Annotated in this window: 13 protein-coding genes; 6 read left to right on the forward strand and 7 right to left on the reverse strand. The window is 69.9% G+C overall.

Annotated features, from left to right (window positions below; all coding sequences use genetic code 11):
* Window positions 1-122 precede the first annotated feature (122 nt).
* A complete protein-coding gene (locus WMF26_RS06850; RefSeq protein ID WP_437999655.1) occupies window positions 123-512 on the forward strand; it encodes a hypothetical protein in 390 nt (129 codons plus the stop codon).
* Window positions 513-634: 122 nt separating this feature from the next.
* Here WMF26_RS06850 and WMF26_RS06855 read toward each other — a convergent pair whose 3' ends face one another.
* The 4 genes from WMF26_RS06855 to WMF26_RS06870 all read right to left on the reverse strand — a co-directional run bounded on the left by WMF26_RS06855 (window position 635) and on the right by WMF26_RS06870 (window position 7,577).
* Window positions 635-4,258, reverse strand: a complete 3,624-nt coding sequence (locus WMF26_RS06855) for a serine/threonine-protein kinase (RefSeq protein ID WP_437999656.1) — start codon at window positions 4,256-4,258, stop codon at window positions 635-637.
* 30 nt (window positions 4,259-4,288) lie between these two features.
* A complete protein-coding gene (locus WMF26_RS06860; protein WP_437999657.1) occupies window positions 4,289-6,040 on the reverse strand; it encodes a tyrosine-type recombinase/integrase in 1,752 nt (583 codons plus the stop codon).
* A 71-nt stretch (window positions 6,041-6,111) separates the two neighbouring features.
* Window positions 6,112-6,639, reverse strand: coding sequence for a hypothetical protein (locus tag WMF26_RS06865; protein ID WP_437999658.1), 528 nt, complete (start codon window positions 6,637-6,639; stop codon window positions 6,112-6,114).
* 422 nt (window positions 6,640-7,061) lie between these two features.
* Window positions 7,062-7,577: a hypothetical protein gene (locus WMF26_RS06870; RefSeq protein WP_437999659.1), complete on the reverse strand. Its 516-nt coding sequence runs from the start codon at window positions 7,575-7,577 to the stop codon at window positions 7,062-7,064.
* A gap of 1,448 nt (window positions 7,578-9,025) precedes the next feature.
* Between WMF26_RS06870 and WMF26_RS06875 the strand changes: the two genes are divergently transcribed.
* Together WMF26_RS06875 and WMF26_RS06880 are read left to right on the forward strand one after the other, a co-directional pair.
* A complete protein-coding gene (locus WMF26_RS06875; protein ID WP_437999660.1) occupies window positions 9,026-15,751 on the forward strand; it encodes an RHS repeat-associated core domain-containing protein in 6,726 nt (2,241 codons plus the stop codon).
* 29 nt (window positions 15,752-15,780) lie between these two features.
* Window positions 15,781-16,329, forward strand: coding sequence for an imm11 family protein (locus tag WMF26_RS06880; RefSeq protein ID WP_437999661.1), 549 nt, complete (start codon window positions 15,781-15,783; stop codon window positions 16,327-16,329).
* Window positions 16,330-16,439: 110 nt separating this feature from the next.
* On the opposite strand, the gene WMF26_RS06885 is transcribed toward WMF26_RS06880, so the two are convergent.
* The 3 genes from WMF26_RS06885 to WMF26_RS06895 all read right to left on the reverse strand — a co-directional run bounded on the left by WMF26_RS06885 (window position 16,440) and on the right by WMF26_RS06895 (window position 20,870).
* Window positions 16,440-17,990 (reverse strand): hypothetical protein, encoded by a 1,551-nt coding sequence (locus tag WMF26_RS06885; RefSeq protein WP_437999662.1) that lies wholly within the window; start codon window positions 17,988-17,990, stop codon window positions 16,440-16,442.
* 37 nt (window positions 17,991-18,027) lie between these two features.
* Entirely contained in the window at window positions 18,028-19,593 is a 1,566-nt protein-coding gene (locus tag WMF26_RS06890; RefSeq protein WP_437999663.1) for a hypothetical protein, read from the reverse strand.
* A 98-nt stretch (window positions 19,594-19,691) separates the two neighbouring features.
* Window positions 19,692-20,870, reverse strand: a complete 1,179-nt coding sequence (locus WMF26_RS06895; RefSeq protein ID WP_437999664.1) for a PEGA domain-containing protein — start codon at window positions 20,868-20,870, stop codon at window positions 19,692-19,694.
* A gap of 216 nt (window positions 20,871-21,086) precedes the next feature.
* Here WMF26_RS06895 and WMF26_RS06900 point away from each other — a divergent pair, with 216 nt between their 5' ends.
* The 3 genes from WMF26_RS06900 to WMF26_RS06910 all read left to right on the forward strand — a co-directional run bounded on the left by WMF26_RS06900 (window position 21,087) and on the right by WMF26_RS06910 (window position 24,008).
* Entirely contained in the window at window positions 21,087-22,226 is a 1,140-nt protein-coding gene (locus WMF26_RS06900) for an RNA polymerase sigma factor (RefSeq protein WP_437999665.1), read from the forward strand.
* Between the two features lie 120 nt (window positions 22,227-22,346).
* The gene (locus WMF26_RS06905) at window positions 22,347-23,243 is read left to right on the forward strand and encodes a helix-turn-helix transcriptional regulator (protein ID WP_437999666.1); all 897 of its coding nucleotides are present in this window, start codon (window positions 22,347-22,349) and stop codon (window positions 23,241-23,243) included.
* Between the two features lie 72 nt (window positions 23,244-23,315).
* Complete coding sequence (locus tag WMF26_RS06910) at window positions 23,316-24,008, forward strand: hypothetical protein (RefSeq protein ID WP_437999667.1); 693 nt, start codon at window positions 23,316-23,318, stop codon at window positions 24,006-24,008.
* Window position 24,009: the final 1 nt, after the last annotated feature.

Consider the following 24,009-nt stretch of genomic DNA (forward strand, 5'->3'; position numbering starts at 1 on the left):
CTGTCGGGCGGTGGAATGCCCGTTGCCAGGAGGGTGCCTGGTGCGACACAACGGCGACACCACCCGCGCCGGAAGCCCCGGCCGCGGGCAGCCTTCCACCTGCTTATCCGCGGAGAGATCTCATGCGCCGAAGCCTGATCCCGATGCTCCTCTCGTCCGTCGCCCTCGCGGCCGCCGCTTGTTCGAGCACACCGCCGCAGCCCGTCGAGACCCCGACGGGGGCATCGTCCGCCGAGACGCCCCGGAATGCGGGGCCGGAGACCGTGCCGAACACCCGCGAGGCCTCCGAGGAGGACGATCTCTGCTCGGACCAGCAGCCGACAGGCGACCCGCCGGTCTGCCCGCCGGGCTGCATCTGGAGCGGCCCCAAGCAGAAGTGCATCCAGGATCGCGGCGTGATCGTCGACCAGCGCCCGGAAGAGCCGGTGCGCGACCCGCGCCCCGCGCCGACGTTGGTCCCGAAGCCAGCGCCGACGTCGATCCAGCCGCCAGCGTCGACGCCGTCGAAGTGACCCGCGCGCGCCCCGGGCAGGCCGAGATCGGCGCCGTCCGCCGCTCCGGCGAACGACGGCTCCTGGGACCGTGAGCGCCAGGGGCTGGAGAGGTCGGGCGCCGAGGGCGGCGCGCCGCGGCCTCACCCCGACGCCGGCGCCGGCTCGGACGGGAGCGTCGGCTCCAGCACCCTCCGCGCCGCAGCGACCCACGCGCGCGCCTCGTCCATCAGCCCCAGCGTGAGCGGGCGCAACGTCACGCCCGATCCAGCCGCCTCCGCGAGCGCCGCCTCGATGGCCTCGGCCCCGACCTCGCCCCGCCGCGCCACGAAGAGCAGCTCCCAGAGCCGCGCCCCGAGGGCGAGGTCGCGGTCGCCTCGCGCCTCGGCGACCTCGCGGGCCGCCCGGGCGTCGGCGAGCGCCTCGGCGGAGCGGCCGGCCAGGGCCAGGATCTCCGCGCGCCGCAGCAGCGTGAGCGCCTGGCGACGGTCGCGGTGGGCGCGCTGCAGCGCCTCGGCCTCGTCGGCGGCGGAGAGCGCGCCGGCGAGATCGCCGGTGCGGCGGAGCGCGTCCGCGCGCAGCGACAGCGCGCTCGCGCGCAGCGCCGGATCCCCGGCCTCGGCCGCGAGCTCGGCCGTGCGGCCCGCCGTCTCCGCCGCCTCGGCCGCGCGACCCTCCCGCAGCAGGAAGGCGGCGAGGTTCGTGAGCACGAGGCGGAGCTGGCCGCGCATGCCCTCCGCCTCGGCCCGCGCGGCGAGGCGGCCAAGCCGGTCGATCGCGGCGCCGAGCCGGCCGCGCTCCGCCTCGAGCACCGCGAGATCGGCCTCGATGTGCAGCCGGTGCCAGCTCGACCCGAGCGCGGTCGCGATGGTGAGCGCGCGCGTGAGGTCCTCCTCGGCCAGCGCGAGGTCGCGGTGGTTCGAGGCGTAGTTCAGCTCGAAGCGCAGCACGCGCGCCCCGAACTCCAGCGCGGCGCCGGCGCGCGACGCGAGCGCCACCGCCTCGCCCGCGAGCGCGAGGGCCCGCTCCGGCGCGGCGACGCCGGCGAGCGCCATGCGCGCCTCGCAGCGGAGCGAAAGGTCGGGCTGGGCGTCGGCGTCGGCGAGCAGCACCGGATCGTCGTAGCCCTCCTCCCGCAGCCCCCGCGCCACCTCCAGCCGGCAGAGCCGGCGGCGCAGCGACACCGCCGCGCAGCGGGCGGGGAACACGGCCGCGCGCGCGTCGAGCGCGTCGAGCCGCCGCCGGGCCTCCTCGAGCTTCCTGCCGCGCAGGAGGGCGCGCACCGCCTCGATCTCGAAGGCAGCGCGCTCGTCCGGGTCCTCGGCGAGCGCGGCGAGGCGGTCGCCGAACTCCACCGCCTCGACGAACAGGCCCGAGGCCAGCGCGGCCTCCATGGCCCGGCCGAGCCAGCGCCGCGCCTCCGGGGCCGCGCCCAGGCGCTCGTAGCCCGTGGCGAGGAACGCGGCGTCCGCGGCGGCGGTGGGGCCGCGCGCGATGGCGTCGAGCAGCGCGCGGTGCAGGCGGCGCAGCCAGGGCCGCGGCCGCGCGAGGTTGAGCACGGCCTGGCGCACCATCTCCTGGGCGAAGCCGTGCCCCTGCCCGTCGCTCGCGGCGACGAGGATGCCCGCATCGACGAGGGCGAGCAACGCGACCTCCAGCGCGTCATCGTCGCTGTCGATCACCTCGGCGAGCACGTCGGCGCCGAGGCCGCCGCCATAGAGCGCGACCGCGGCCAGCGCGCGCAGGGCGAGCCGCCCGGCGTCGCTCGCCGGATCGAGGTAGCCGGCGAGGCGCGCGGACACGAGGTCGGCGACGCCGGGGACGCCGCGGTCGAGGGCGTCCGGCGCCGCGACGTCCCAGGCGCCGGAGCGGTGGACGAGCGCGCCCGTCTCGCGCCAGGCGACGAGCGCGTGAACGATGAAGAAGGGCACGCCGCCCGCGCCGCGCACCACCGCGCGCTCGAGCGCGGGCGCGACGGGGAGCGTGGCCTGGACGAGGCGGGCGGCGTCCTCGTCGCCGAGCGGGCCGAGGGCGACGTGCCGGGCGCCGGGGCGGGTGCGCCCGCGCAGCTCGGCGAGCAGGGCGCGCAGCGGCGGCGGAGGGTTCGGCTCGTCGCGCGCGGCCGCGAGGACGAGGAGGCGCGGCGCCGCGCCGGGGCGGGCGCTCGCCGCGCCTGCGCGCGCGCCGACGCGCTCGAGCACGAGCCGCAGCAGGATGAGGGTGGGCGCGTCGGCCCACTGCAGGTCGTCGATGGCGAGCAGCAGCGGCGCCTCGACGCTCGCCCAGAGCAAGGCGTCCTCGACGGCTTCCATCGCGGCGGCCGCGTCCGGCGCGCCCGGGAGCACGCTCGGCGACAGCGCCCGCTCGATGGTGTCCTGCAGCAGGCCGAACGCGGAGGCGGCCTCGGGCGGGAGCGCCTCCAGGGCGCGGAGCAGCGGCCGGAGGGGGCTCTTCCGCTCCGGTGAGCAGGCGGCGCGGAGCACGCGGGCGTCGCCGATGCCGGCGCGCTCGACCGCAGCGGCGAGCAGCCGGGTACGGCCGATGCCGAGCGGGCCTGTGATCACCGCGGCGCGGACGGCGCCCTCCTGCACCTCCGCGGCGAGGCGGGCGAGCACCTCGAGGGCGTCGCTGCGGCCGACCAGCGCGGCGTGCGTGCAGGGCTCGGGCGGGCCTCCGGCCTCGCTCGTCCGGATGGCGCCCGGCGCGGCGGGGAGGGTGACGTCGTGCGGCAGGTCGGCGGTCGGCAGGTCGCGCCGGGCGGGCTCCGCGCCCGGGGAGCCGCGCCCGACGCGGATCGTCGGCGGCGGGCGCTCGCTCGTGGAGAGGGCGAGCGCCCGCTCGAGCTCGCGCGCGACCCACTCGGCGTGGCGCGGGCGCGCGCCGGGATCCGGCTCGAGCAGGAGCGCGGTGAGGCGCGCGAGCGGCTCGAGCACGGGCGCGCCGGGCGGCAAGAGCGCGTCGAGCCGGGGCGGGCGCCGCCGGTCGAGGAGGGCCTCCAGCCCGCCCACGGCGTCGACCGGGAGCATGCCGGTGCACAGGCGGAAGAGCGTGGCGCCGAGGGCGTAGAGGTCGGTGCCGGGCGAGGCGGCGCCCCCGAGGAGCCGCTCCGGCGCCATGTAACCGGGGGAGCCGAAGAGCGGCCGCTCGGCCGCGCCCGCGGGCACGACGGAGGGGTCGTCGACGACGATGCCGAAGTCGATGAGCTTGTACGCGGGGCGCGCCGCCGAGCCTCGGCCCGCGGACGGCGGCTCCGGCGCCGCCGCGCGCTCGACGATGTTGCTCGGCTTGACGTCGTGGTGCACGAGGCCGGCGTCGTGGACGGCGGAGAGCGCCCAGGCGACGGCCAGCGCGGCCTCGGCGGCGTCTCGAGGGCTCAGGCACCCGGCCTGCTCCAGGCGGCGATCGAGGCTGAGGCCGGCGACGTGCTCCATGGCGAGCCCGACCGCGCCCCAGGCGTCGTCGCGGTGCAGGGCGTAGAAGCGGACGATGTTGGGGTGCTCGACCCGGCAGAGGGCGCGCGCCTCGTCGAGGATGGCGTCGCGCCAGGACGTGGCCGCGGGCGAGGCCGGGGCGATGCCGTCCGGCAGGAAGAAGAGCTTGACCGCGGCGTCGCGGAGCTTGCGCCGGTCGTAGATCTCCTCGGCCAGCCACACGGGGGCGAAGCCGCCGCGCCCCAGCTGGCGGATCAGCCGGAAGGGGCCGAGCCAGCGCTCCGCGTCGGGGCGCTGGAGGTAAACGGACGCGGCGGAGGAGGCGGAGGACGGCATCCGGGCCGGGTGCAATGCTAGTATCGCGGGTCAGAATTCCCGCCAGGATTCCTGAGGCGACGCGGCAGGGTCGGACGAAACTTCAACGATTTCAGATGCTTCTAGCCGATCCGCAGCCGGGCGAGCCGCCGGCTTGGCCCAACGCGGGCCCAACGCGTCGCTGGTAGCCGTCGCGTTGCCCCCTGCGGCCTGGCCGGCGTCGTCATCCACCGCGCTGGGCGCTCGGTCGGGCAGCGCGCGGACAAGGGACGCGTCGTGGCTCGGCGACGGCGAGCGCGCCTCCAGTCCTGCGGACGTAGGAGCACTTCCACCTACGGGGCCGCCCTTGCCGTTTAGCTCGGGAATCGCCTCGTCCAAAGGCGCGAAGTCCCCCAAGCCGAGCTCAGCGACCTTGCGCGCCGCGCGCTTGTAGTTGTGAATCTGACGGCTCGACTTATGTCCGGTCCGATCGGAGATCCACGTCTCCGTGCGGCCGTTCGCGAGCTTGATCGTGATGAAGGTCGCACGGGTGTCGTGCAAACGTATGTTCAGCCTCGACTGCGTGGTCTCGAAGAGCTCAGGCCGATCGATACCAGCGCGGCGCAGGTGATTCCGAAAGTTCTTCGCTCCACTGCGGCCCGGCAGGGGACCGTTCGGCCCGATGAAGACACGCTCCTTCGGCGGACATATCGCGAAATAGGCCCGAAGCGCGCGCACAACATCTGGTGAGAGTGCCCAGGCGCGTGGGTCATCCGTCTTGTTCTCGTCGAGCACCACGGCGCCGCGATCGAGATCGAGATCGGACGGCTCCAGCCTTCCCGCCTCGTCTGCCCGCATTCCCTCGCGGATCAGGAAGCCATAGTAGATCCGATAGGACAGTGGAATGTCCACCGCCGCCATGAGACGCCTATCCTCGTCGGGATAGAGGGAGCCCTTGGCCTTGTTGTCGTCTGCTTTGGGGATCCAGCCACGCGGCAGCGGATTGTTCGCGATGATCCGCGCCGGATAGGTCGCGAGCGCGAGTATCCTGTGGATGAACTTTGCGATGCCTTGACGCGACGAAGCCTCAAGGTGCGCCGGCAGCATGGAGATCGCCCGATCCGCGTGGTCGAGTGTCAAACGAGGGAGAGGAATGGGACCGAGCACATCCAGAACATGATTCAGCTTGTGTCGGTATGGTTCGGGACGACGGAGCGCTTTCACATGAAGCGGGTACTGCTCGGCGAGCCTTCCAGAGACAACCAACTCGGCGAACTCCGCGAAGGTGATTTCCCCGGACGGGCGAGCACGCGCTTCGCCCTTGCAGAGTTGCTCGATGGCAAGCCGGACGTCATGGAGTGCGCGTCCCTCGCGCGCGGCCGCCTGCTCCAGCAACGGCAGGCCGAGCACGATCTGGCCGGCTGCGAGCAGGCGGCCGGCGAGGTCGGCCAGCACCTCCAGGCGCGCGTTGGCTTCCTGCTCGGTCCGGCACGTCGGCAAGCTGAACGTCGGTCGACCGGCCTCGCCGAGGCTAAGCCGTGCGGTCCACGTCTTCCCGCGCAGCCGGACGGACCCGGAGCCGTTGGCCCGCTTGTCTCCTGCCGGCCTGCTGGAAGCACGGGCGCCCGGCTTCGGGCGCTCCGTCGTGCTCGCAGCGCCCGGCGAGGTGGCGAAGGGTGCAACTGCCGGCGCGGCCGGAGCGGGGCGTCCGCCGGAGCGGCTCGAACGCGAACGCCGGTCGGTCGATGCGGGGGCAGGAAGGGATGAGGTGGGGAACGAAGCCGAGCGCTTGGCGCGCGCCCGTCGCTGGGGTACGTCGGTCATGGATCGGTCTCCGGTGATTCGGGGGTCGATCAAGGGCCCGTCCGGCGTTCGCAGCGCCGGGCGGGCCCGCTCTACTTCGGCGGCAGCCTAGCACGGCTTGTCGCTGCATGAGGAGCGCTCGCCCGGCCGGTGCGGGGACACGGGACCGGTTCGAGGCCGGCGGAGGCCAGCACGGCGGCAACCCGCGTGCGCTCATCGGCCTCTGTCGTGCGACGCGAGGCCGGCTCACTGGCCAGCGATCGCAGGTAGGCAACGAATGCCTCGCGCTGGACCAAGCGCAACTTGCCGAGTTTTGTGATCAGCAGGGGAAAGCCTGGCGCGCGGATCGTGTCGAGGAAGACGCGCGCCGGGATGCCGGTGACCGCCTCGACGTTCTTCTGCGAGAGCATCTCCGGCTGCGGCGCCGTGATCGTGAGCCCGTCCAGCGGGATCGCGAGCGTCGCGGTTGCCGTCGCGGTCGCTGGTCGGTCGATCACCTTCGGGCTGGACCACCCACCTGCGGGCGTTTCCAGGCTTTCTCCGTCGATGGCGCGCACGCCGTTGTCAGCAAGACGAAGAGCAAGCGGTGCCGACACACGCGCGAGAGCCGCTCGTGTCATGCCATACCTCCATCCGTGTTGGGTTCGTGCGCAACCGTGACCGACTCGGCTGCAAGGTGCCCGAAAAGGTATCTCTGAGCCGAAGGTATCTCTTCACGAGATACCTTCGGTACGCGCCTGGGGAAAATCACGTCGTGTCGCGGGGTTAGGTGTTCTGGGAGGCCCCCAAGAGGGGCCGAAAACGGGGGGAGCGAAGGGGTCGATTTTGTATCTCTGCGCGACCCGTCGGCACCGCCCGGCGAAGCGCCGCCGAGACGTGCCGGGACCGGCTGCGATCGCGGGCGTGGCCGGCCGTGGCGGTGATGATCATCGGCGGCATCGCATCTTCACCGTCGCACATCGGCACACGCTGCCAACGGAACTGCGTCGCGTGGGGGTCGATCAAGGGCTCGTCCGGCGAGCCACCGCCGAGCAAGCCCGTTCTACTTCGACGGAAGCCGACCACGGCTCGCACCTCCGGGAGGAGCGCAGGGGCGGCGTGAACATGCGCGCGGAACCGCCTCGAGGCCGGCAGCCGCCAGCACGGCAGCAACCCGCGTGCGCTCATCCCCCTCTGCGTCACGGCGCGAAGCAGGGGCAGTGGCCAGCGCCTGGAGGTGGGAGACGAACGCCTCCCGCTGAACCAGGCGCAGCTTGCCGAGCTTCGTGACCGGCAAGGGGAAGCCCGGCGCGCGGATCGTGTCGAGGAAGACGCGCGCCGGGATGCCGGTGACCGCCTCGACGTTCTTCTGCGAGAGCATCTCTGGCTGCGGCGCTGAGATCGTGAGCCCGTCCAGCGGGATCGCGAGCGTCGCAGTGGCGGTGGGGTTGAACGTGCTGGGGCGCTGCGATCCGCCGACGGGCCGCTCCAGGACCATTCTCTCGGTCGCTCGCATGCCGCTGTCCGCCTGAAGAAGAGCAAGCGGTGCCGATACACGCGCGAGAGCCGCTTGTGCCATTCCATACCTCCATCCGTATTGGGTTCGCGAGCAACGGTGACCGATACCGCCGGAAGGAGCCCGAAAAGGTAATTCTGCGCCTGAGGTAATTCGCCTCGAATTACCCGGAGACGCGCCTAAGAAAAATGCTATGTCGCATCGCGGATTTCGGTGTTCTGGACAGCGCCGCTGAGCGGCCGGAAAAGGGGGGAGCGAAGGGGTCAATTTTGGTAATTCTGCGCGCTCCGTCGGCACCGCGCATGGACGCGACACAGACGGGTGCGCCACGGTAGGCACGTCGCCCAGAACGCGACCAGCGCCCGCGCGCGTCGAGGCGCGCCAACGGCAGCAGGATTTCGTCGTGACGGGCCCGTGACGCTCGCGTAGGACGCCAGGCCGCCCCTCGAGCATGTGCTGGTCCGCGTCGAGGTAGGCGATGCCGATCAAGTCGCCGCCCGGCCCATGACGACTGTAGCCGTCGGCGTCGCCTCGGCCGCCGTCGCGCCTTCCAGGACCCAAAGCTGTCCCGTCCCCCAAGGCGCCACCCGGTGCGCCTCGGCCGCCTTCCTCGGGGGGGGCCCGCCGTCGCAAGGGCTCACCGCCGCAGCTGTGCCAGGTCGCCCGGGGCATTGGACCCACGGAACCAGGGCGACCAGGAGGCCGGGGACACCTGGCCATGGCCGAACCGTCCCGCCAGCCCGCTGAGTGACACTACGTGTGCCCAAACGTTTACAGGAGGGCATCCGAAATGACACTACGTGTGCCCGGATGTTTACAGCAGGGCGTCCGAAATGACACTGCATGTGCCCGGGCGTTCACGGTGCGGCATGCCGATGAACCTGCACGCCTGGCCTGAGAGGCGCGCGCCCATGCCGCCGAGGAAGCATGCGTCTCTCTCTGGCTCCCGGCGGCAGCCAGCCCACGCCGAGGCTCACGGCCGCCGAGGTGGCCGGCGCCGATCTGCTGCCCAGGGACGCCGTCGCGGAGGTCCGTGCCGGCAGCGGCGACCACGACATCCCTGCGACCGCGGAAGAGCACGTCCACCCGGCGGCCTCGCCGCCCGGCGAGGAACACGAGCAGCGCGCCGCGCTTCGGATCGCGGCCGAGCTGATCACGCACAACCGGAGTGCGGAAGTCGGCAACGCGCAGGAGAACGCTCGTCGAGCAGGGCATCATGGCCCCGGCGATTGCACGACCGACCCCGCCGAGCGCCGCAAGGGCCACAACCAGGACGATGGCGGGCGATGGTGTGAATGCACCGTCCGATCGAGCTCGACTTGCTGCGCCTCCAGCGCGGACGGCCGAAGACGTTTTCGACACAGCGCCATCCCTGTTGCTGCACGGACGCCAGCCGGGCACAGACACCCTGATGAATGCCTTGAGCTCAGCATCGGGAAGGGTATCGACTCCAGAACAACGCTTGACTCGGGCCGCCGCGCCGTGGCCTCCTCGGTGCGAGGGAGGCTGCAATGCCGCTCGTTCCGAGATGTGCGCTCCGGGCGATCATCCCGCTCTTGATGTTTCTCGCTTGCGTGCTCGCGCAGGGGGGATGCCAGTGCATCTTCGGCGACCCGCCCCTGGAGCCGCCTCCTGGCCTCATCGCCTGCCGGACCCAGGGCGCACACAGCCCTGCCGCGGATCGCCCCGTGCCGGAGGTCGAGACCGTCGCCGCCGGTACGATCCCGGGGACGTTCTACATTTCGAGCACCGGGGAGGCCGTATACACCATGGAACTGGCCTCCCCGCCGTCGCGCGCGGGCGTGGGTCCTCGGATCGAGCTCGTCTATCGCAGCGACAGCGACAGCGGCGACGGGGTGCTCGGCGCCGGCTTCTCCATCGCCGGGCTGTCCGCGATCGCGCGGTGTCCGAAGAGCCTCGCGCAAGACGGGGAGATCCGCGGCGTGAGGTACGACGGGGACGACGCGCTCTGCCTCGACGGCCAGCGCCTCGTCCCCGTGGGACAGGCGCCGGGGACCATCGAGTACCGCACGTTCCCGGATACCCTCGTCAAGGTGGTCGGGCACTACCCTCCGAAAGACGGTGCTCCTGCCGAGGCGCTCTTTTTCGAGGCGTTTCTGCCTTCCGGCCGCGTCGTCGAATACGGGCGCACCGAGGGCAGCAAGCCGCTCGCGCGGGGCGGCGTCCCGCGCGTTTGGCTCGCGAACAAGGCCCGCGACGGCCGCGGCAACGCCATGACGTACGCATATTGCGTCGCCGAGGCGGAGGACGGCCATGCCGCCGAGTACGCGGTGGACGAGATCCGCTACACGGCTTTTGAGGGAACGCCGTCGCTCGAGCCTTCGCGGGCGGTACGCTTCGTGTACGCGACGAAGGATCCGGCTGCCATTCGCACCGGGTACTCGGGCGGCATGGCGCTCCAGCACTCGCTTCGCCTCGAAGAGATCCAGATGCTCGGTCCTGGCGACGCGCTGGTCCGGAGCTACGGGTTCCGCTACGAGCTCAGCCCGACGACGAGCCGCACGCTCCTGACCGAGGTCGAGGAGTGCGCAAGCGATGGTGTGTGCAAGCCTCCAACACGATTTCAGTACAGCCGCGGAGAGCCCGGGTTCAAGCGGCTCACGACGGACATCGACAAACCGGTCTCCGAGAGGGCGAGCCCGATGGTGTTCGACGTCGACGGCAATGGGCGCGACGACCTCGTGGTTCCGGACATGGTCGCGGCGCTCAGCACACCGAGCAATCCGATCACGGCGTGGCAGGTGGCGCGGAACCTCGGGCCACCTGCCTCGCCGTCCTTTCTCGCACCGGCCGAACTCGCCTTCCTAGAGGATTGGCTGTTCGTCGCCGATCCGGTTGGACCCTCCGATCCGGCGATGCTTCAGCCGGAGCTCGGGACGGTCCTGGACTACGACGACGATGGGCGAACGGACGTGCTGGTCCATGACGTCTACGGTGCCGAGGTCACGTGGCATGTGCTCCTGTCCCGGCCGGACTGGACATTCGCGCTCCACGACACGGGCATCCGCCGGCCGTTCCCGCTCGGGGGCACGCCCCCGCCGCCAGGCCTGAGCAGCCCCGGCGCCTCGATGCACCTCGCCGACCTGGACGGCGACGGCGTGCCGGATCTGATCCAGTGCGAGGACCACGACCGCCTGGGACAGTCGCCGATCCCGGCCTCTTCCGTGTGGACCGTCCACCTGTGGCGGCCGGCAAGCGGCGCGACGCCTGCGGGATTCGACTCCACGGGCGAATCGATCGAGCTGCTCATCGGCTATCCCTGCGGTACGGAGCTCCACACGCTCGACGTCGATGCCGACAGCAAGATCGATCTCATCGTGCCGTCCCTGCGACGGTTCGGTGACGGGACGGTCCTCCTCGGAGATAGCTACGACGCGATCATGCGCCGCGGCGAGGGGCGCTGGGAGGTGATCGGCACCGAGCTCCCTGTCGTGTGGCCCGGGGGCCGCGTCGTCTTTCTCGACGCGAACGGCGACGGCTTGCCCGATGCCGTCGAATCTGGCCCGGGCGACCACCAGCTCTATACCTACTTCAACACGGGCCCGACCTTCGTGGCCTCGCCGTTCCGGACCGTCGATGCGTTCAGCTTCGGCGATCTGTTCGGTCTTCCCGATCAGGACGTGTTCTTCCCGCTCGCCGTACCGCTCGACTTTAATGGCGATGGGCGGCAGGATCTGGTCATGCCGGTTCCTCCAGGCATGCTGCTGGGCGGCTCCGATGCGCTCCCGTCGTGGGCCGTCCTGCTCGCGACGGGCGACCGCGCTGGGCCGCCCTTCCGGCTCGTCGACCCGGGGCTGCCGTTCGAGGCCAGCCTCGGCGATGCGGCGGTCACCCTCGCCGATCCGCGCGGGCCGCGCACCGGCGACGTCGATGGGGACGGCGCGCAGGACGTGATCCTGTCGCTCGGCGGCGTGTTCAACGTCTTCCAGAACCTCTCGGCCGATCAGGATCTGCTGATCGCGGTCTCCGACGGGATGAACGCGCACGACCCGACCGAGCCGGACTTCGTGCCCAACGTGAGCATCTCGTACGGCCACATGACCGATGCCTCGGTCACGAACGAAGGCGTTGCGGAGGATCCGGCGCGGCGGAGCGCGCTCTACCTCGCGCGTTCCGGCACGCCGGACGACTGCGGCTATCCGCGCCGCTGCGCGGTGGGGCCGCGGCGGGTGGTCAGCGCGTATGCCCTCAACAACGGCGCCGATCGACCGCGGCGCTTCGAGGTCGGCTACCGCGACGGGCGCTACCACCGACTGGGCCGCGGATTTCTCGGGTTCGGCGAGCGGATCGTCACCGACCTGGACACGGGCGATGTGACGATCGACGCCTACGACCACGTCACCTTCGACGACGATCTCCAGGTCTTTCCCTTCGCGGGGCGCGTCCAGCGGACGTGGCGCGGGGCTCCGGGACTGCCGAGCCAGCCCAGGCCGGAGCAGATAGAGCTCTCGTTCGCCGACGTAAGGCGGACGCTCGTACCGACGAACGACGGCGCGACGTACTTCACGCTGCCGACCGAGCGCCGGATGAGGCAAGCGCAGGGCATCTATCCGCCACCGAACGGATCCACGCCTGCCATCGAGGCATACATGCGGGAGGTCGAGCGCGGCGGCGACGGCGCGACGTTGCTGCGCGATTCGGTGTCGAAGGTGACGGACTTCGATACGTTCGGCAACGTGCGCGCCGAGGAGGTCTCGACGAGCGGCGTCGACCTGACGTTCAACGTCACGCGGACGTTCAAGAACGACGCCGAGCGCTGGGTCCTCGGCCAGCTCGAGACGCAGAAGGAGTGCAGCGCGGCGGCGGGGATGTCGCAGTGCCGGACCCTCACGCGAACGACCACGATCTACGGCGAGGTGGAGACCGAGTCCGCCGAGAGCGACGACGGCCTTCCCGACACGAAGCTGAAGCTCACATACACGCGCGACGACTTCGGGAACATCACCGGCGTCACGGCAGAGGACGCCTTCGGGCACCATCGGACATTCAGCACGCCCTACGACGCGGAGGGCATGTTCCCCGAGAAGTACGTGAACGCGGCCGGGCACACCACGCTCGTGGAGTTCGACGGGGCGCTCGGCGTGCTGCTCAAGCGGGTCGATCCGAATCAGCTCGTGACGACGTGGGCGTACGACGGCTTCGGGCGCGTCGGCGTCGAAACGCGCCCAGACGGCACCACGACGGTCACGGTCTCGCGTACCAAGGATGGCGGCCCGGGGCGGGATGCGTGGCGGGTGAGACAGCGGAGCACCACCACCGGCGGGGCCGACGACACGGTCGAATTCGACACCCTTGGCCGCGCGATCCGGTGGCTGTGGTACGGGCCCGACCCGTCGCAAGGGTCGCGCGATGCGCCGCGTTTGATGCAGGAAATCGTGTATGACGCGCTCGGTGAGCACGTCGCGCGGCGCTCGGTGCCGGTCAGCGAGGATACGCCCGAGCGCGAGATGCTCTACGACCGCTATGAACACGATGCTGTAGGCCGCGAGGTGCGGCATACAACGCCGTGGAACGCGGTCACGACCACCGAATACGACGGCCTGCTCGTGCGCGCCACCGACCCGCTCGATCACGTGACGGTGACCGAGCAGGATCCGCTGGGGCGCATCAGAACCATCACCGACGCGGCCGGCGGGGAGACCCGCTACGCCTATGGCCCATTCGGCCTGCTGCACACGGTCACCGATCCGGGCGACGCCGTGACGCGCACGACGCGCGACGCATTCGGCCGCGTCCGGCAGCTCGACGACCCCGATCGGGGCACGACCGTCTCGATCCACGACGGCTTCGGCGAGCTGATGTCAGAGGCCGATGCGCTCGGGCGCGAGATCTCGTGGGACTATGACGCGCTCGGTCGACCCCGCACGCGCATGGACCAGCACGGCGCCGAGCGTCTGACGACCACGTGGACCTGGGACACCGCGGCGCATGGCATCGGCAAGCTCCACACGCTCACGAGCCCCGATGGCGAGAAGACGTACGGCTACACCCGCTTCAGCCAGCTCGAGACGACCTCGCTCCGCATCGACGGAGAGCGCGCGTCGCTGGAGGCCAGGCTCGGCTACGACGATCTCGGTCGCGTCGAGACGGTCACCTATCCGGCGTCGGCCGGCGCAGCGCCGTTTGTCGTGGCACACGAGCACGACGCGCATGGCCATGTGCTCGCCGTGCGCGACAGCAGCACGCGCTTCGCCTACTGGCGTTTGACGGACGTGGACAACGCGGGGCGCTTCCGGGAGGAGGTGTTTGGCAACGGCGCCGTCACGGAGCGGAGCTACTTCGCCGACAAGCAGCGCCTCAGGCACATGGTGACGCAGAGCGGCGCGGGCGAGGTGCAAGACCTGGACTATGGGTTCGACGATCTGCTGAATCTCACGCGCCGCACCGATGCGCTTCAGCCCCGGAACACGACGGAGCGCTTCAGGTACGACGCGCTCCACCGGCTGACCTGCGCGTACTTCAGCGAGGTCGAGAGAGCGTCGGCGCCTTGCGCGCTCCGCTACGACTACCACCCAAACGGCAACCTCATCTTCAAGTCCGACGTCGGCACGCTCGCCTACGACGATCCGTTGCACCCGCATGCCGTTACCGATGCGGGCACAGGCGGCAGCTTTGGTTATGACGCTGTAGGAAACCAGATCGCGCGCCCCGGCGCCACGACCGTGCGCTATACGCCGTTCGACCTGCCGGCGCGCATCACGCAAGGCACGAGCACCATCACGTTCGCCTACGACGGCGACCAGCAGCGGATCCGCAAGACCACGCCGGAGAAGGAGACGCTCTACCTCGGCGACCTGTTCGAGCGCGCTACCGACGCGGCGTCGGGCACCGTAGAGCATCGATACCACGTCCACTCGCCGGAGCGGGTCGTGGCGATCGTGACCCGGGGCGGCGCGGATGACGGCACGCGGTACGTTCATGTCGACCACCTCGGCTCCGTCGACGCGCTCACCGACGAGGACGGCGACGTGATCGAACGGCGGAGCTACGACCCATTCGGGCAGCGGAGAAACCCCGTGTGGGGAGAGCCCGCACCGGCGTCATTTGCCAGCAAGACGACGCAAGGGTTCACGGGGCACGAAAGCGACGACGAACTCGGGCTCGTGAACCTGAAGGGCAGGATGTACGATTCCAAGATCGGGCGGTTCTTGACCACGGACCCGATCGTGTCCTTTCCGTTCTTCGGACAGAGCTGGAATCCATACAGTTACGTGCTGAACAGCCCGCTCAACTTCGTGGATCCGACCGGATTTCAGCCAGCGGACCAGGAGCTCTTCATCGATCCGGAGTACGCCAAGGACCCCGAGGTGCAGCGACTCCAGGAATTGAGTTGCGCCGGCTTCGGCGATTTCGAATGCTCCAAGTCCAAACCGCCTTCCAACGAGGTAGAAGGTTCGCGCGAGGCCGCGGAGGTCGGCGCGGCGGCGCCGCCGGTCGACGTCAGCACGACCGGGAGCGCGTCCGGGTATGTGCCGCAGCCGGTGACCACGGCGCCGATCGACTGGTCGCAGAACCCCTATGTCCAGGTTGAGGGCGGGTTCGTCGCCGGGTTGTTGCTCGGTCTGGTTCCGTTCGCCGGCGTGGGTCATGAGCTGCTGGACGCCGCGGGCGTGCTGGCCCATGGGACGCCGGAAGCCAGGATGGGGCTGGCCATCGGGCAGATAGTGGGTGGGCTCACCGTCACGATCGGGGGCTTGACGGGGGAGGTCTTCGGGGGCATCACGAGCGCCACCGGAATCGGCGCGGCGATCGGTGTGCCTGCGATCGCGGTGTCGACCGGGCTCGTCGTCGGTGGGGTCGGTAACATCGCGGCGGGGCTCCAGGGGCTGTCGCAGGCACTGATGTCGAGCGGGTCAGGCAGTGCGGGCTCGCAGGGCGCGGCGCCTGCCGCAGGGGGGGAACCCGAGCATCACATCATGACGAACAAGAATCGCGTGTCGACGACCCAAGGAGGACCGTGGACGCCGCGATTTGAGGACATGGCCAAGCGAGCTGGCATGACGCTGGACGATGCGGCTAATCGAGTTCGAATCCCCGGTCACCGAGGGCCGCATCCGGAGGCGTATCACCAGGAGGTGTTCAACCGACTGCGCAGGGCTACACGTGGATTGCAGGGCGACGCCTATTCGAACGCGTTCCGAGCGGAGCTCGACGCGATTCGGATCGAGGCAGGCACAGCCGGATCCGGACTCAACCGGCTCCTCACGGGGCAGTGATGCGACGGTTCTTTCTGCTTCAAGATGAGATGACAATTAAAGGGCGATGGCACCTGGGCGAAATCCGGCTCCGCAGTGGCTTAGAACCGCTGCTCGATGCGGGTCATCGACTGGATGCTACTGAGCCATTGCGAGGTGAAGTAACCCACGCGGGTCGCATCCTAGAATTCAGTCTCACCAGCTTCAATGTTCCCGTCGCGACGACGGAGCTCGCGAATGCGGTGAGTTCCGTGGCGGGACGTGATGTTCAGTGCATTCCCCTGGAGATTGCGGGGCAGACGGGCATGCTCGTCCTGAACTCGGTTCGCGTCATCCGATGCCTCGACGAGGAACGAGCCGAGTTCATCAAATGGACCATGCAGGATCACCGATCGGATCTTGCCGGGCAGTATCGACAGATCACGAAGCACGTGCTGAACGAAAGTGCGCTTCCGAATGATGCCCATTTCTTCCGCATCGAGGGCTCGCTTGTGGAGCTGATTGTCTCGGATGCTGTGAAGGCTGGTATGGAATCAGTTGGATGCCTCGGAGCGAAGTTTGTTGAGGTGCCGCTCTCGAGCTCGCGTTCGGGGGCGTGAGCGTGCTGGCGGTCGTCGTCCGCTGGGCCCGTGTCCGCTGACACCCGGCGCCGTTGCCCAGCAGCCAACTCAGCGCGCCAAGCCAATGCGTCACCGCGGGCTGCTTCCGACTATTCGGGAAACCGAAGCGTTTTGACAGCGATGCCGTCCGCCCCTCGGATTTCGACGCCAGACCAATCCCAGCTCACGCCGCCCTTGCCCGGCGGCCCCAGCTCGTACGTGACCCCCTCCAGCGTGAGCTGGTCCTCGTCGAGGTAGGCGATGCCGATCGAGTCGCCGCCGCGCCCCGGGCCGCCGTAACCACCGTCGCCTCCTCGGCCCCCGCTGCCACCGCCGCAGGACCACGTGCCGTCCCCCAAGGCGCCGCCCGGTGCGCCTCGGCCACCATCGCCGCCCTCCTCGGGCAGCCCGCCGTCGCCGCCCGGGCCCGCGCGGAGGGTGGTGATCACGCTATCGCGCACCGTCACTTTAGCGTGAAGCGCGACGATGCCGATCGTCGGGTACCCGTTTTCGCCCCCTTGGCCCCCTCGACCGCCGCAGCCGCCAGCGCCTCCAGAGCCGCCGCCGGCGCCTCCCTTGGTGGCCACGCCGCACACCGCGAGCCCGCCTCGACGGCCGCCCCCGCCGCCGCCGCCTTGACCCGGCATGCCCCTCCCGCCGTCGCCTGCTCTGTCGGCTACCCATCCTGTTCCGGTGATATGCCCGATACCCTGCCCCGATGCGCCGATGGTGCCCAACGCGCCGGGGGCCCCCGGGCCCCCGTTGTAGCAGTGGATGCCCGTCACTTCCCCGTTCCCATCTCCCCCGCGCCCTTCACTCGGGTGGGAACTCGTGATCGGCTGCCCATCTTCCCCGTCGCCAGCGCCATCGGAAAGGCCGTCGCCTCCTTTGCCGCCGGTGCTCGGGATTCCACCCTCGCACGGGTTCACCACTGCCGGGCCGCCGTGGACGATAGTCGCCGAGCACTCATCCCCCCCATACAGCCCATCGGCTCCTGCCGCTGCCTGATTCAGCCCAGACCATGGCTTGCCAGGGCGACCTGCCCAGCCGTCCCCAGCCCTCAATTGGCTTCGGAGGATCTCCACCTCCGTATTGGACTGAACGAGCACCGCAACCGGACCCCTCGCCCGCATATCAAGATCGGCGAGGATCGAAACCCCGTCCGCGGCCCCCCTATCTTCGGAACCCGAGGGCTCGATGATCACCAAGGGGTCGGTATCCATCGTGTGAACAAACGTGGACACCGTGTCTTCGGGGTCGCGCACCCATCGCCGGCAGTCGTAGCCCCCGAGGAGATCCACGCCGGAGGGCAGCGTGATGTGCGTCTTCACCTCGAATCCGTCGTTGCAGATGAACACGCGCCCTCGTCCAGCGCGTGCGAGCTCGACGGCGCGATGGACCGTGAACACTGGCTTCGCTTTCGTGCCGGGGTTCCTGTCGTCGCCGCCACCCAAAGCTGCCGCAACGAACACGCCGCAGCCATCGTCGAGGATATGGGCGGCTACGTGCTCGATGCAGACCGACTCCGGGGGCGGTTCGTCCTGGCACGAGAGTCCATCGCAGGGCGCTCCGCCAGCACCGTTGATGCCGGGTGCTGTCCCACACCCGGTTGCCGACGGTGACAACAAGAGGAAGAAAGCAGCGGCAGTGGTCTTTCCCATGAGCGTCTCCTGACGGTTGCCGCCCGTGCAGGGCGGTTCAACGAGGCGGTTCCGGGTCGGGCGCATCGAACCTGTACCAGAACGTCGGAATTCCATCGTTGCCCTTACCGACTTCGTCGCCGGGAACTGCATTGCCCGCGAGCCCGCCGGCGCCGGCTTTTCCCTGATTGAAGGTCGCGCTCGGCGCAAGGGACACGAACGCGCCCACCGATGCGACGCCCAACGAATGCCCCCCGAGGCCGCCGCCGGCATCACCGCCGCGGCCGCCGTTGCCGCCCGCGCCTCCACGACATGCGCCCCATGTGATGGCGGGGCCGGTGAAGCCCTGCCCACCGTCGCCACCCCACCGACCGTAGCCGCCCGGTTGGCCAGTCCCGCCAACACCCCCGTTGCCGCCGATGCCCGTTGTCACCCGAGTCGCCTCAAGGGTCAACGCGCTCCCCGACAAGGCCACGATGCCGATGCTCGACCCGCCGTACCCGCCGCCTTTCCCTCCAAGGCCACCGCAACCGCCACTGCCCCCTGACCCGCCAGCCGCACCCGCCTGCGGGCGGCCTGCTGGACACGCCGTCATCTCGCCTCGCGATTTGCTGCCACCGCCACCCCCGCCGCCCTGACCGACGCCGCCTTTCTTCCCATCCTCACCGCGAATGCCGATCCAACCGTCTTCTGTGAGGTGGCCTATGCCAACCGCACCGCCGGCGCGACCCCCGTCAGCACCCTTCGCGCCATCGCTTCCTTCGCTGCATCTCGTCATCTGCGCGCCGAGCCCTGCGCGGCCGTGGCCCTCCGGATTCTCCGCCGGCTTCGGCTGCCCGGGCGCACCGTCCCCCCCCGATTCGAGCCCGCCGTAACCGCCGTCTCCGCCCGTGGACTCGGTCCCGTCGTCGCACACCGTCACGACCGCGAGAGCGCCCGTGGCGAAGTCCGCGGAGCAGGCGGACACGCCGTCGTTTCCCTCCAGGCCGTCGTTGGCCCGCTCCCTGCGCGCGTCTTCTCCCGGCTCCCCGCCCTTGCCATTACCCGCGACGATCGCGCTCGCCTGCACGATCGCCCTGGCCCCAGGACTCAAGATCATCGCGATCGACGATTTCCCATCGATTGCCGAGGCGTCCGCCGCCACGACGCGCACGCCGAACACAGTTGACGTCGCGTCCTCTTGTTCTCCCGCGATCACCCGCAGCGGGATGCCCACCGGCGGAGCGATGAACGTTGGGTGATCCGGTCCACCGAACGACCCCTCATACGACCAATCGCCGCCGTCATCACAGCGACGGCCGCCCCAGAGGTCGATCCCCGAACGCAGCGTGATTGCCTCCTCGAACGACCCGCCACAAGCGTACACGCGCCGGGTCGGCGCCTCGCCGTCTTCTCGTCCGCTCGTGGCGAGCCCGATGGCGTGCTGCAACGTCTTCACCGGCGCGTCCTTCGTGCCCGGGCTGCTGTCGTTGCCTGACGCACTCACGAACACCCCGCATTGGTCGAGCGCCGGTGCCGTGCCGGGCTCTCCCGCGCAAGGTCCTGGCGGAGGCTCCGGCTCAGGCGCGCACCCCGCCACCTCCGAGCAAAGGTCGGTGTAAGCGCACGCTGTCAGCGAGCTCATCGCGCTCGCCGCGCAGAGCGTGACAGCGACGACGGACGTTGCAGCGCTTCGGCCCTCCGGACCTGCTTGCGAACGCCTCCCGTCTGCTCCTCGCATCCTCACCAGAGTCCCTCGATCCTCACGCCGGTCTCACCCCCGGCCGCCACGGGCGTGACGTGAACCCGCTCCTGAGTCGGCGTGCCCCCCAGGAAGGAAAAATCGGTGAAGAACGACGCGGCGGTCACTGCCCCGATCACGCCACCCGTGATGACTAGGGCAGTCCCCACGCCGGCGGACAAGTTGCGGGCGTCTCGCAGGCGGAGCAGGTCAGCGCATGGGGAGTCCGGCGGCGCTTGCCAGCACATCGTCGAGCTTGACGTGGAGCCGCGCGTGAGCCCGTCGCGCCGCTCGCTGAGGTCATCATTCAGCTTGCGGGCCCTGAGCATGAAGACGCCGCCCCCGAGCACGGTGCCCGTCGTGACGGCGATACCCGCGACGCGCAGCGCTCCCGGCCAGGAAACCCACGGGCTGGGAGGCTGTGCCTTCCTCGTAGCATCGGACCCGGACGAAAGGCTCAGGGTCTTAGGTGCTTCCTTCGGTGACACCAGCGCGGTCTCGTTGGTGCCGCTCACCGCAGTGCGCGGCAGCTTCATCGTGATCTCGTGCTCCGCGCCCGCCGCGGCGAGGAACGAATGAAGCCCGTCCTCATGGCCCGGTGCACGGCCCCGCACCATGTGTTTGCCCGGCTCGAAGAAGAGCGTGTAGGTCCGCGCGGTCCGCCCGATGCGCTCGCCGTCGACGAGCACCTCGGCGTCGGGCGGGTCGACCGAGAGAACAAGCATAGCGACGCGCTTCGCTGTCTCGCGCTGTGCTGCCTCGTATCGCCGCTGGAGCGCATCGGGCAGCACTTCGCGCTGCTCGAGGCTCTTGGCAAGGTGCTCGGCAGCATCGCGGTATCGGTGCAGCGCGATCTCGCAAAGGCCGAGCTCGCCGGCGAGCTCCGCGCGCTCTCGCTCGGTGCTGGTCGCCGGGTCTACGGCATCGAAGGCAGCCTTGTAGGCAGCGTGTGCCTCGATCCACCGCCCGGCATTGCGCGCTCTCTGACCACGGCGAACATGGTCCTTCACCGATGAGCTGTCGCTCCGTCTCGCCGCCGGGGGCGATATCGTCGGCGCTGGCAGACTTCGTGAATCCTGTTGCGCCTTCGCGGAGACATCATCGGCGCTGGCAGACTTCGTGAAACCTGTTGCGGCCCCGAGTGTGAGAAAAATCGAGAGCGAATGCGCAATGTAACGCATCCAGTGACGGTACTTACGCCGGCCGCTCGGCGTCAACCGGCAGAAGCCGCAACGTCTCGGCCGCTTGGACGAGAATTGGCGGTCGGATGACGGAATGTGCTCAGCCTTCCTCGCGGGCCCGGTTCTATGTGGACGAAGGTGTTACCCTGGAGCACATTATCCGACCAAAGTTGCTCCTCAGCTCCTTTTTTGTGAAGCGTTTTGGCCGGCTCAAGTGTGCTGCTTACCGTGGACAGGCCAGCGACCGTCTCCCCCGGCTTCGAGCTCTTCCGGCGCCTCGCCCGGCGCCACGGTGTGCCGGCGCGAAATGCCGAGGATGTCGCCCAGGAAGCGCTGCTGCGGGGGCTAGAGGCCGACAAGCGGCTCGATCTAGGTGGAGACCTGGCCCCGTACCGCGTCACGATCGCCGTCAACCAGGCGCGCAATCACGTCCGTGACGCACGCTGCCGCGGCGAGGTGCTGACGTCGTTCGATGGGTGCGAGATCCGAGATGAGTGTCTCACGCCGGAAGAGCTGCTCCGCAGACGGCAGCGGGAAAAGCTCGCGCGGCAACTGCTAGACCAACTCGATCCCAAGTACCGGGATCTCTTGATCAAGCACGACCTCCAAGAGGTCCCGCTGGCCGAGATCGCCTCCGAGCAGGGGCTTTCGCTGGACACCGTGAGGACGCGACACTGGCGGGCGCACAAGGCGCTCCGGGTGCAGCTGGAGCGGTGGCAGGCGCAGCAGCGCTCTCGGGGATGGGACGACAGCGCCTGCGTGCCGCTTGCACTGGGCTTCGGCCGTCGCGCGTCGTGGGTGGCCTGGCTGCGCCGTCTGGGGGTGAGGGTCCTCGTTCAGGGCGCGCTCGTCCTGCTGACCGGCGCGCTCGTCTCCTCAGTGCCATCCCCGCCCGACCTGAAATCGAGGGTCGGGGCGGCGGCGGTCCGCGCCCCTACCACCGCGCCCCGAGCGCGGGACGCCGCCACGTCTCCCGTGCGAGACAGCGCGCTCAGCGCCGCGGCGCCTGCCAGAGGTGGAGGCGCGCAGGGCGCCGCGGCGCCCGCAGCGCCGATCGCGCACGAGAGCTCGTCGTCGAGGGAACAACGAAACGCGGGCGCCGAGGCGATTGTGAGCAGCACGCCTGCTCCCGTCGAGACGACAGCTCGCCGGCCCGCGTCGACTCCGGCGAGCGCCGCTCGACCAACTGTCAGCGATCGTGAGAGGAGCCTGGTCAACCAGGCCCGAAGAGCCATCGAGGCCCACGACGCCATGGCCGACGTCGAGGCTCTACGGCTGCTTGAGGCCCACGCGCGGGAGTTCCCCCGTGGGCGGCTCGCCGCCGAGCGCGAAGCACTCCTCAAACTGCTTCGCTGAATCGTCGGTCGTCCATCAGCAGCTGAGCAGGCGGCGGCGCCGGTGATGTCTTCCGGCAGCACAAGGCCGAGATCCGCCTTGCGTCGGACAGGAACGCGCACGTCCAGGAGGCGAAATATCATGGAAGACATGCTGTGTGCGATGTGGCTCGTCTCGCCGATCGTTCTCGCAATGATGGCCTGCGTCGCGATCGGTTTCGCGGTCACGGCGCGCGAGGCGATGGGACGCGAACACGGGCTTCGCGAGGCGCGCGAGCAGGCGCATGACGACGAGGAGGCAACCCTCACCGATGCGAAGGAAAAGGCCGAGCAGGAGCTGGGGCGGTATCAGCGCCTGCTGGACTGCCATGTCGATGCGCTGATCGCTGCGACGGCCGACGTCCGAGCGCGCCCTATCCCGTGGCCGGGCAGGGTTCTCGAAGCGTTCTGCGCGACGATACCTGCGTGGCAGCGAAGACTGACCGAGAGCACGGGGCTCACGCCGAGGGACGTGGAGCGGCTGCTGAACAGCGACCTCCCGATCTCGCCCGGCCTCGCGCGGCAGTTGGAGGTCTTCACGGGCACGCCCGCTCGGTACTGGGAGCGCCTGTGGCGGCTGCACGATGACTACCGAACCGACGCGGACGAAACGGTCGTGATCAAGCTTGATGAACCGACCACCAGGCGCGAGAGCGCGACGCGTACGGCGGCCTCGCCCGCGTCGATCTCGGTGCCACCGAACCCGCCCTCGATACCCCCTCGCGCGCCTGATGTTCCGCCGCCCGTGGTGCCGGCTCCTGACCCGGCTGCCAGGAGCCCACGCGCCAAGCTCCCGCCGCCTCCACAGCCGCAGCTGAGATCGCCGCTGCCTGCTCGCGTCGAGGCGGGGACCGAGTTCGCGCGCCGCGCTGCAACGCTGACGAGCTTCCCGCTGCAGCGTGACCAAGGCGGGTCCAGTCCTGCACGCGGATCGGATTGGGAGGACGTTGAGCGCTCCGCGCTGAACACGACACTTCCAGGAGTAGGGAGCCATGGGTGACCGCGGCCGCGCCTCGCGTTCTGTGGAAACGGGCGTGCGACCGGCGGTACACACTTCATTCGGAGTGATGCGATGCTCGCCGAACACGGCTCGACAACGCTGTTGCTCGCGCTCGCGGCGGCTATTCTGGCGATTGCTCGAATCTCCACGTCCGGCGATCCCGCTACGCTTGCTGCTCTGCTCGCTGCGCTCCGGAGCACCGCGGGCGAGCGGGGGCTCGCGGTTGTAGCGGCATGGATCGCAGGCATGGGCGTTCCACGGAACGACCGGGCCGACGTTACGCAGTGCGCGCTGGAGACGGCGGCCGCTGCCTGGCCCCGATTCAATCCTGATTTCAATCGGCCAGGACAAGAAAGCAGCGCAGCGACATCAGAGAGGCGCCGGAAGCTCTTCTCACGCTGGCTACACCGCATTGTCGCACGGAGCGTGTCTAGGTACTTTAGGCAGCACTTCCGCTCCGTTGAGATCCTGACGGAGGAGCCGCTCGATCCTGAGACGCCTGACCCTCGGCGGAACGCTGAGGCGGAGCTGATCGCGGAACAGAGCAGGCTCGATCTGCTCGACGCGCTCCTTCGCGCCGACCCCGAAGCCGCGGGGATCCTGTTGGCGCGGAATTTGGACGAAAGACCGATGAGAAAGGTCGCGGAGGTGGCGGGAATCCCACTGTCGACGGCTTATAAGATGCGTGCTCGCGCTCGTGCCGCTCTCCGCGCGGAGCTTGAGCGCCTCAAGGAGCTCGATTGCACGCTAGACAAGGAGGACTAGA

This window comes from Sorangium sp. So ce185, assembly GCF_051526825.1.
Classification (GTDB): Bacteria; Myxococcota_A; Polyangia; order Polyangiales; family Polyangiaceae; genus Sorangium; species Sorangium cellulosum_D.

Coding starts and splice junctions, on each gene's coding strand:
- WMF26_RS06850 (WP_437999655.1), top strand. CDS start 123: ATGCGCCGAAGCCTGATCCCGATGCTCCTCTCGTCCGTCGCCCTCGCG.
- WMF26_RS06855 (WP_437999656.1), bottom strand. CDS start 4,258: ATGCCGTCCTCCGCCTCCTCCGCCGCGTCCGTTTACCTCCAGCGCCCC.
- WMF26_RS06860 (WP_437999657.1), bottom strand. CDS start 6,040: ATGACCGACGTACCCCAGCGACGGGCGCGCGCCAAGCGCTCGGCTTCG.
- WMF26_RS06865 (WP_437999658.1), bottom strand. CDS start 6,639: ATGACACGAGCGGCTCTCGCGCGTGTGTCGGCACCGCTTGCTCTTCGT.
- WMF26_RS06870 (WP_437999659.1), bottom strand. CDS start 7,577: ATGGCACAAGCGGCTCTCGCGCGTGTATCGGCACCGCTTGCTCTTCTT.
- WMF26_RS06875 (WP_437999660.1), top strand. CDS start 9,026: ATGCCGCTCGTTCCGAGATGTGCGCTCCGGGCGATCATCCCGCTCTTG.
- WMF26_RS06880 (WP_437999661.1), top strand. CDS start 15,781: ATGACAATTAAAGGGCGATGGCACCTGGGCGAAATCCGGCTCCGCAGT.
- WMF26_RS06885 (WP_437999662.1), bottom strand. CDS start 17,990: ATGGGAAAGACCACTGCCGCTGCTTTCTTCCTCTTGTTGTCACCGTCG.
- WMF26_RS06890 (WP_437999663.1), bottom strand. CDS start 19,593: ATGAGCTCGCTGACAGCGTGCGCTTACACCGACCTTTGCTCGGAGGTG.
- WMF26_RS06895 (WP_437999664.1), bottom strand. CDS start 20,870: ATGCGTTACATTGCGCATTCGCTCTCGATTTTTCTCACACTCGGGGCC.
- WMF26_RS06905 (WP_437999666.1), top strand. CDS start 22,347: ATGGAAGACATGCTGTGTGCGATGTGGCTCGTCTCGCCGATCGTTCTC.
- WMF26_RS06910 (WP_437999667.1), top strand. CDS start 23,316: ATGCTCGCCGAACACGGCTCGACAACGCTGTTGCTCGCGCTCGCGGCG.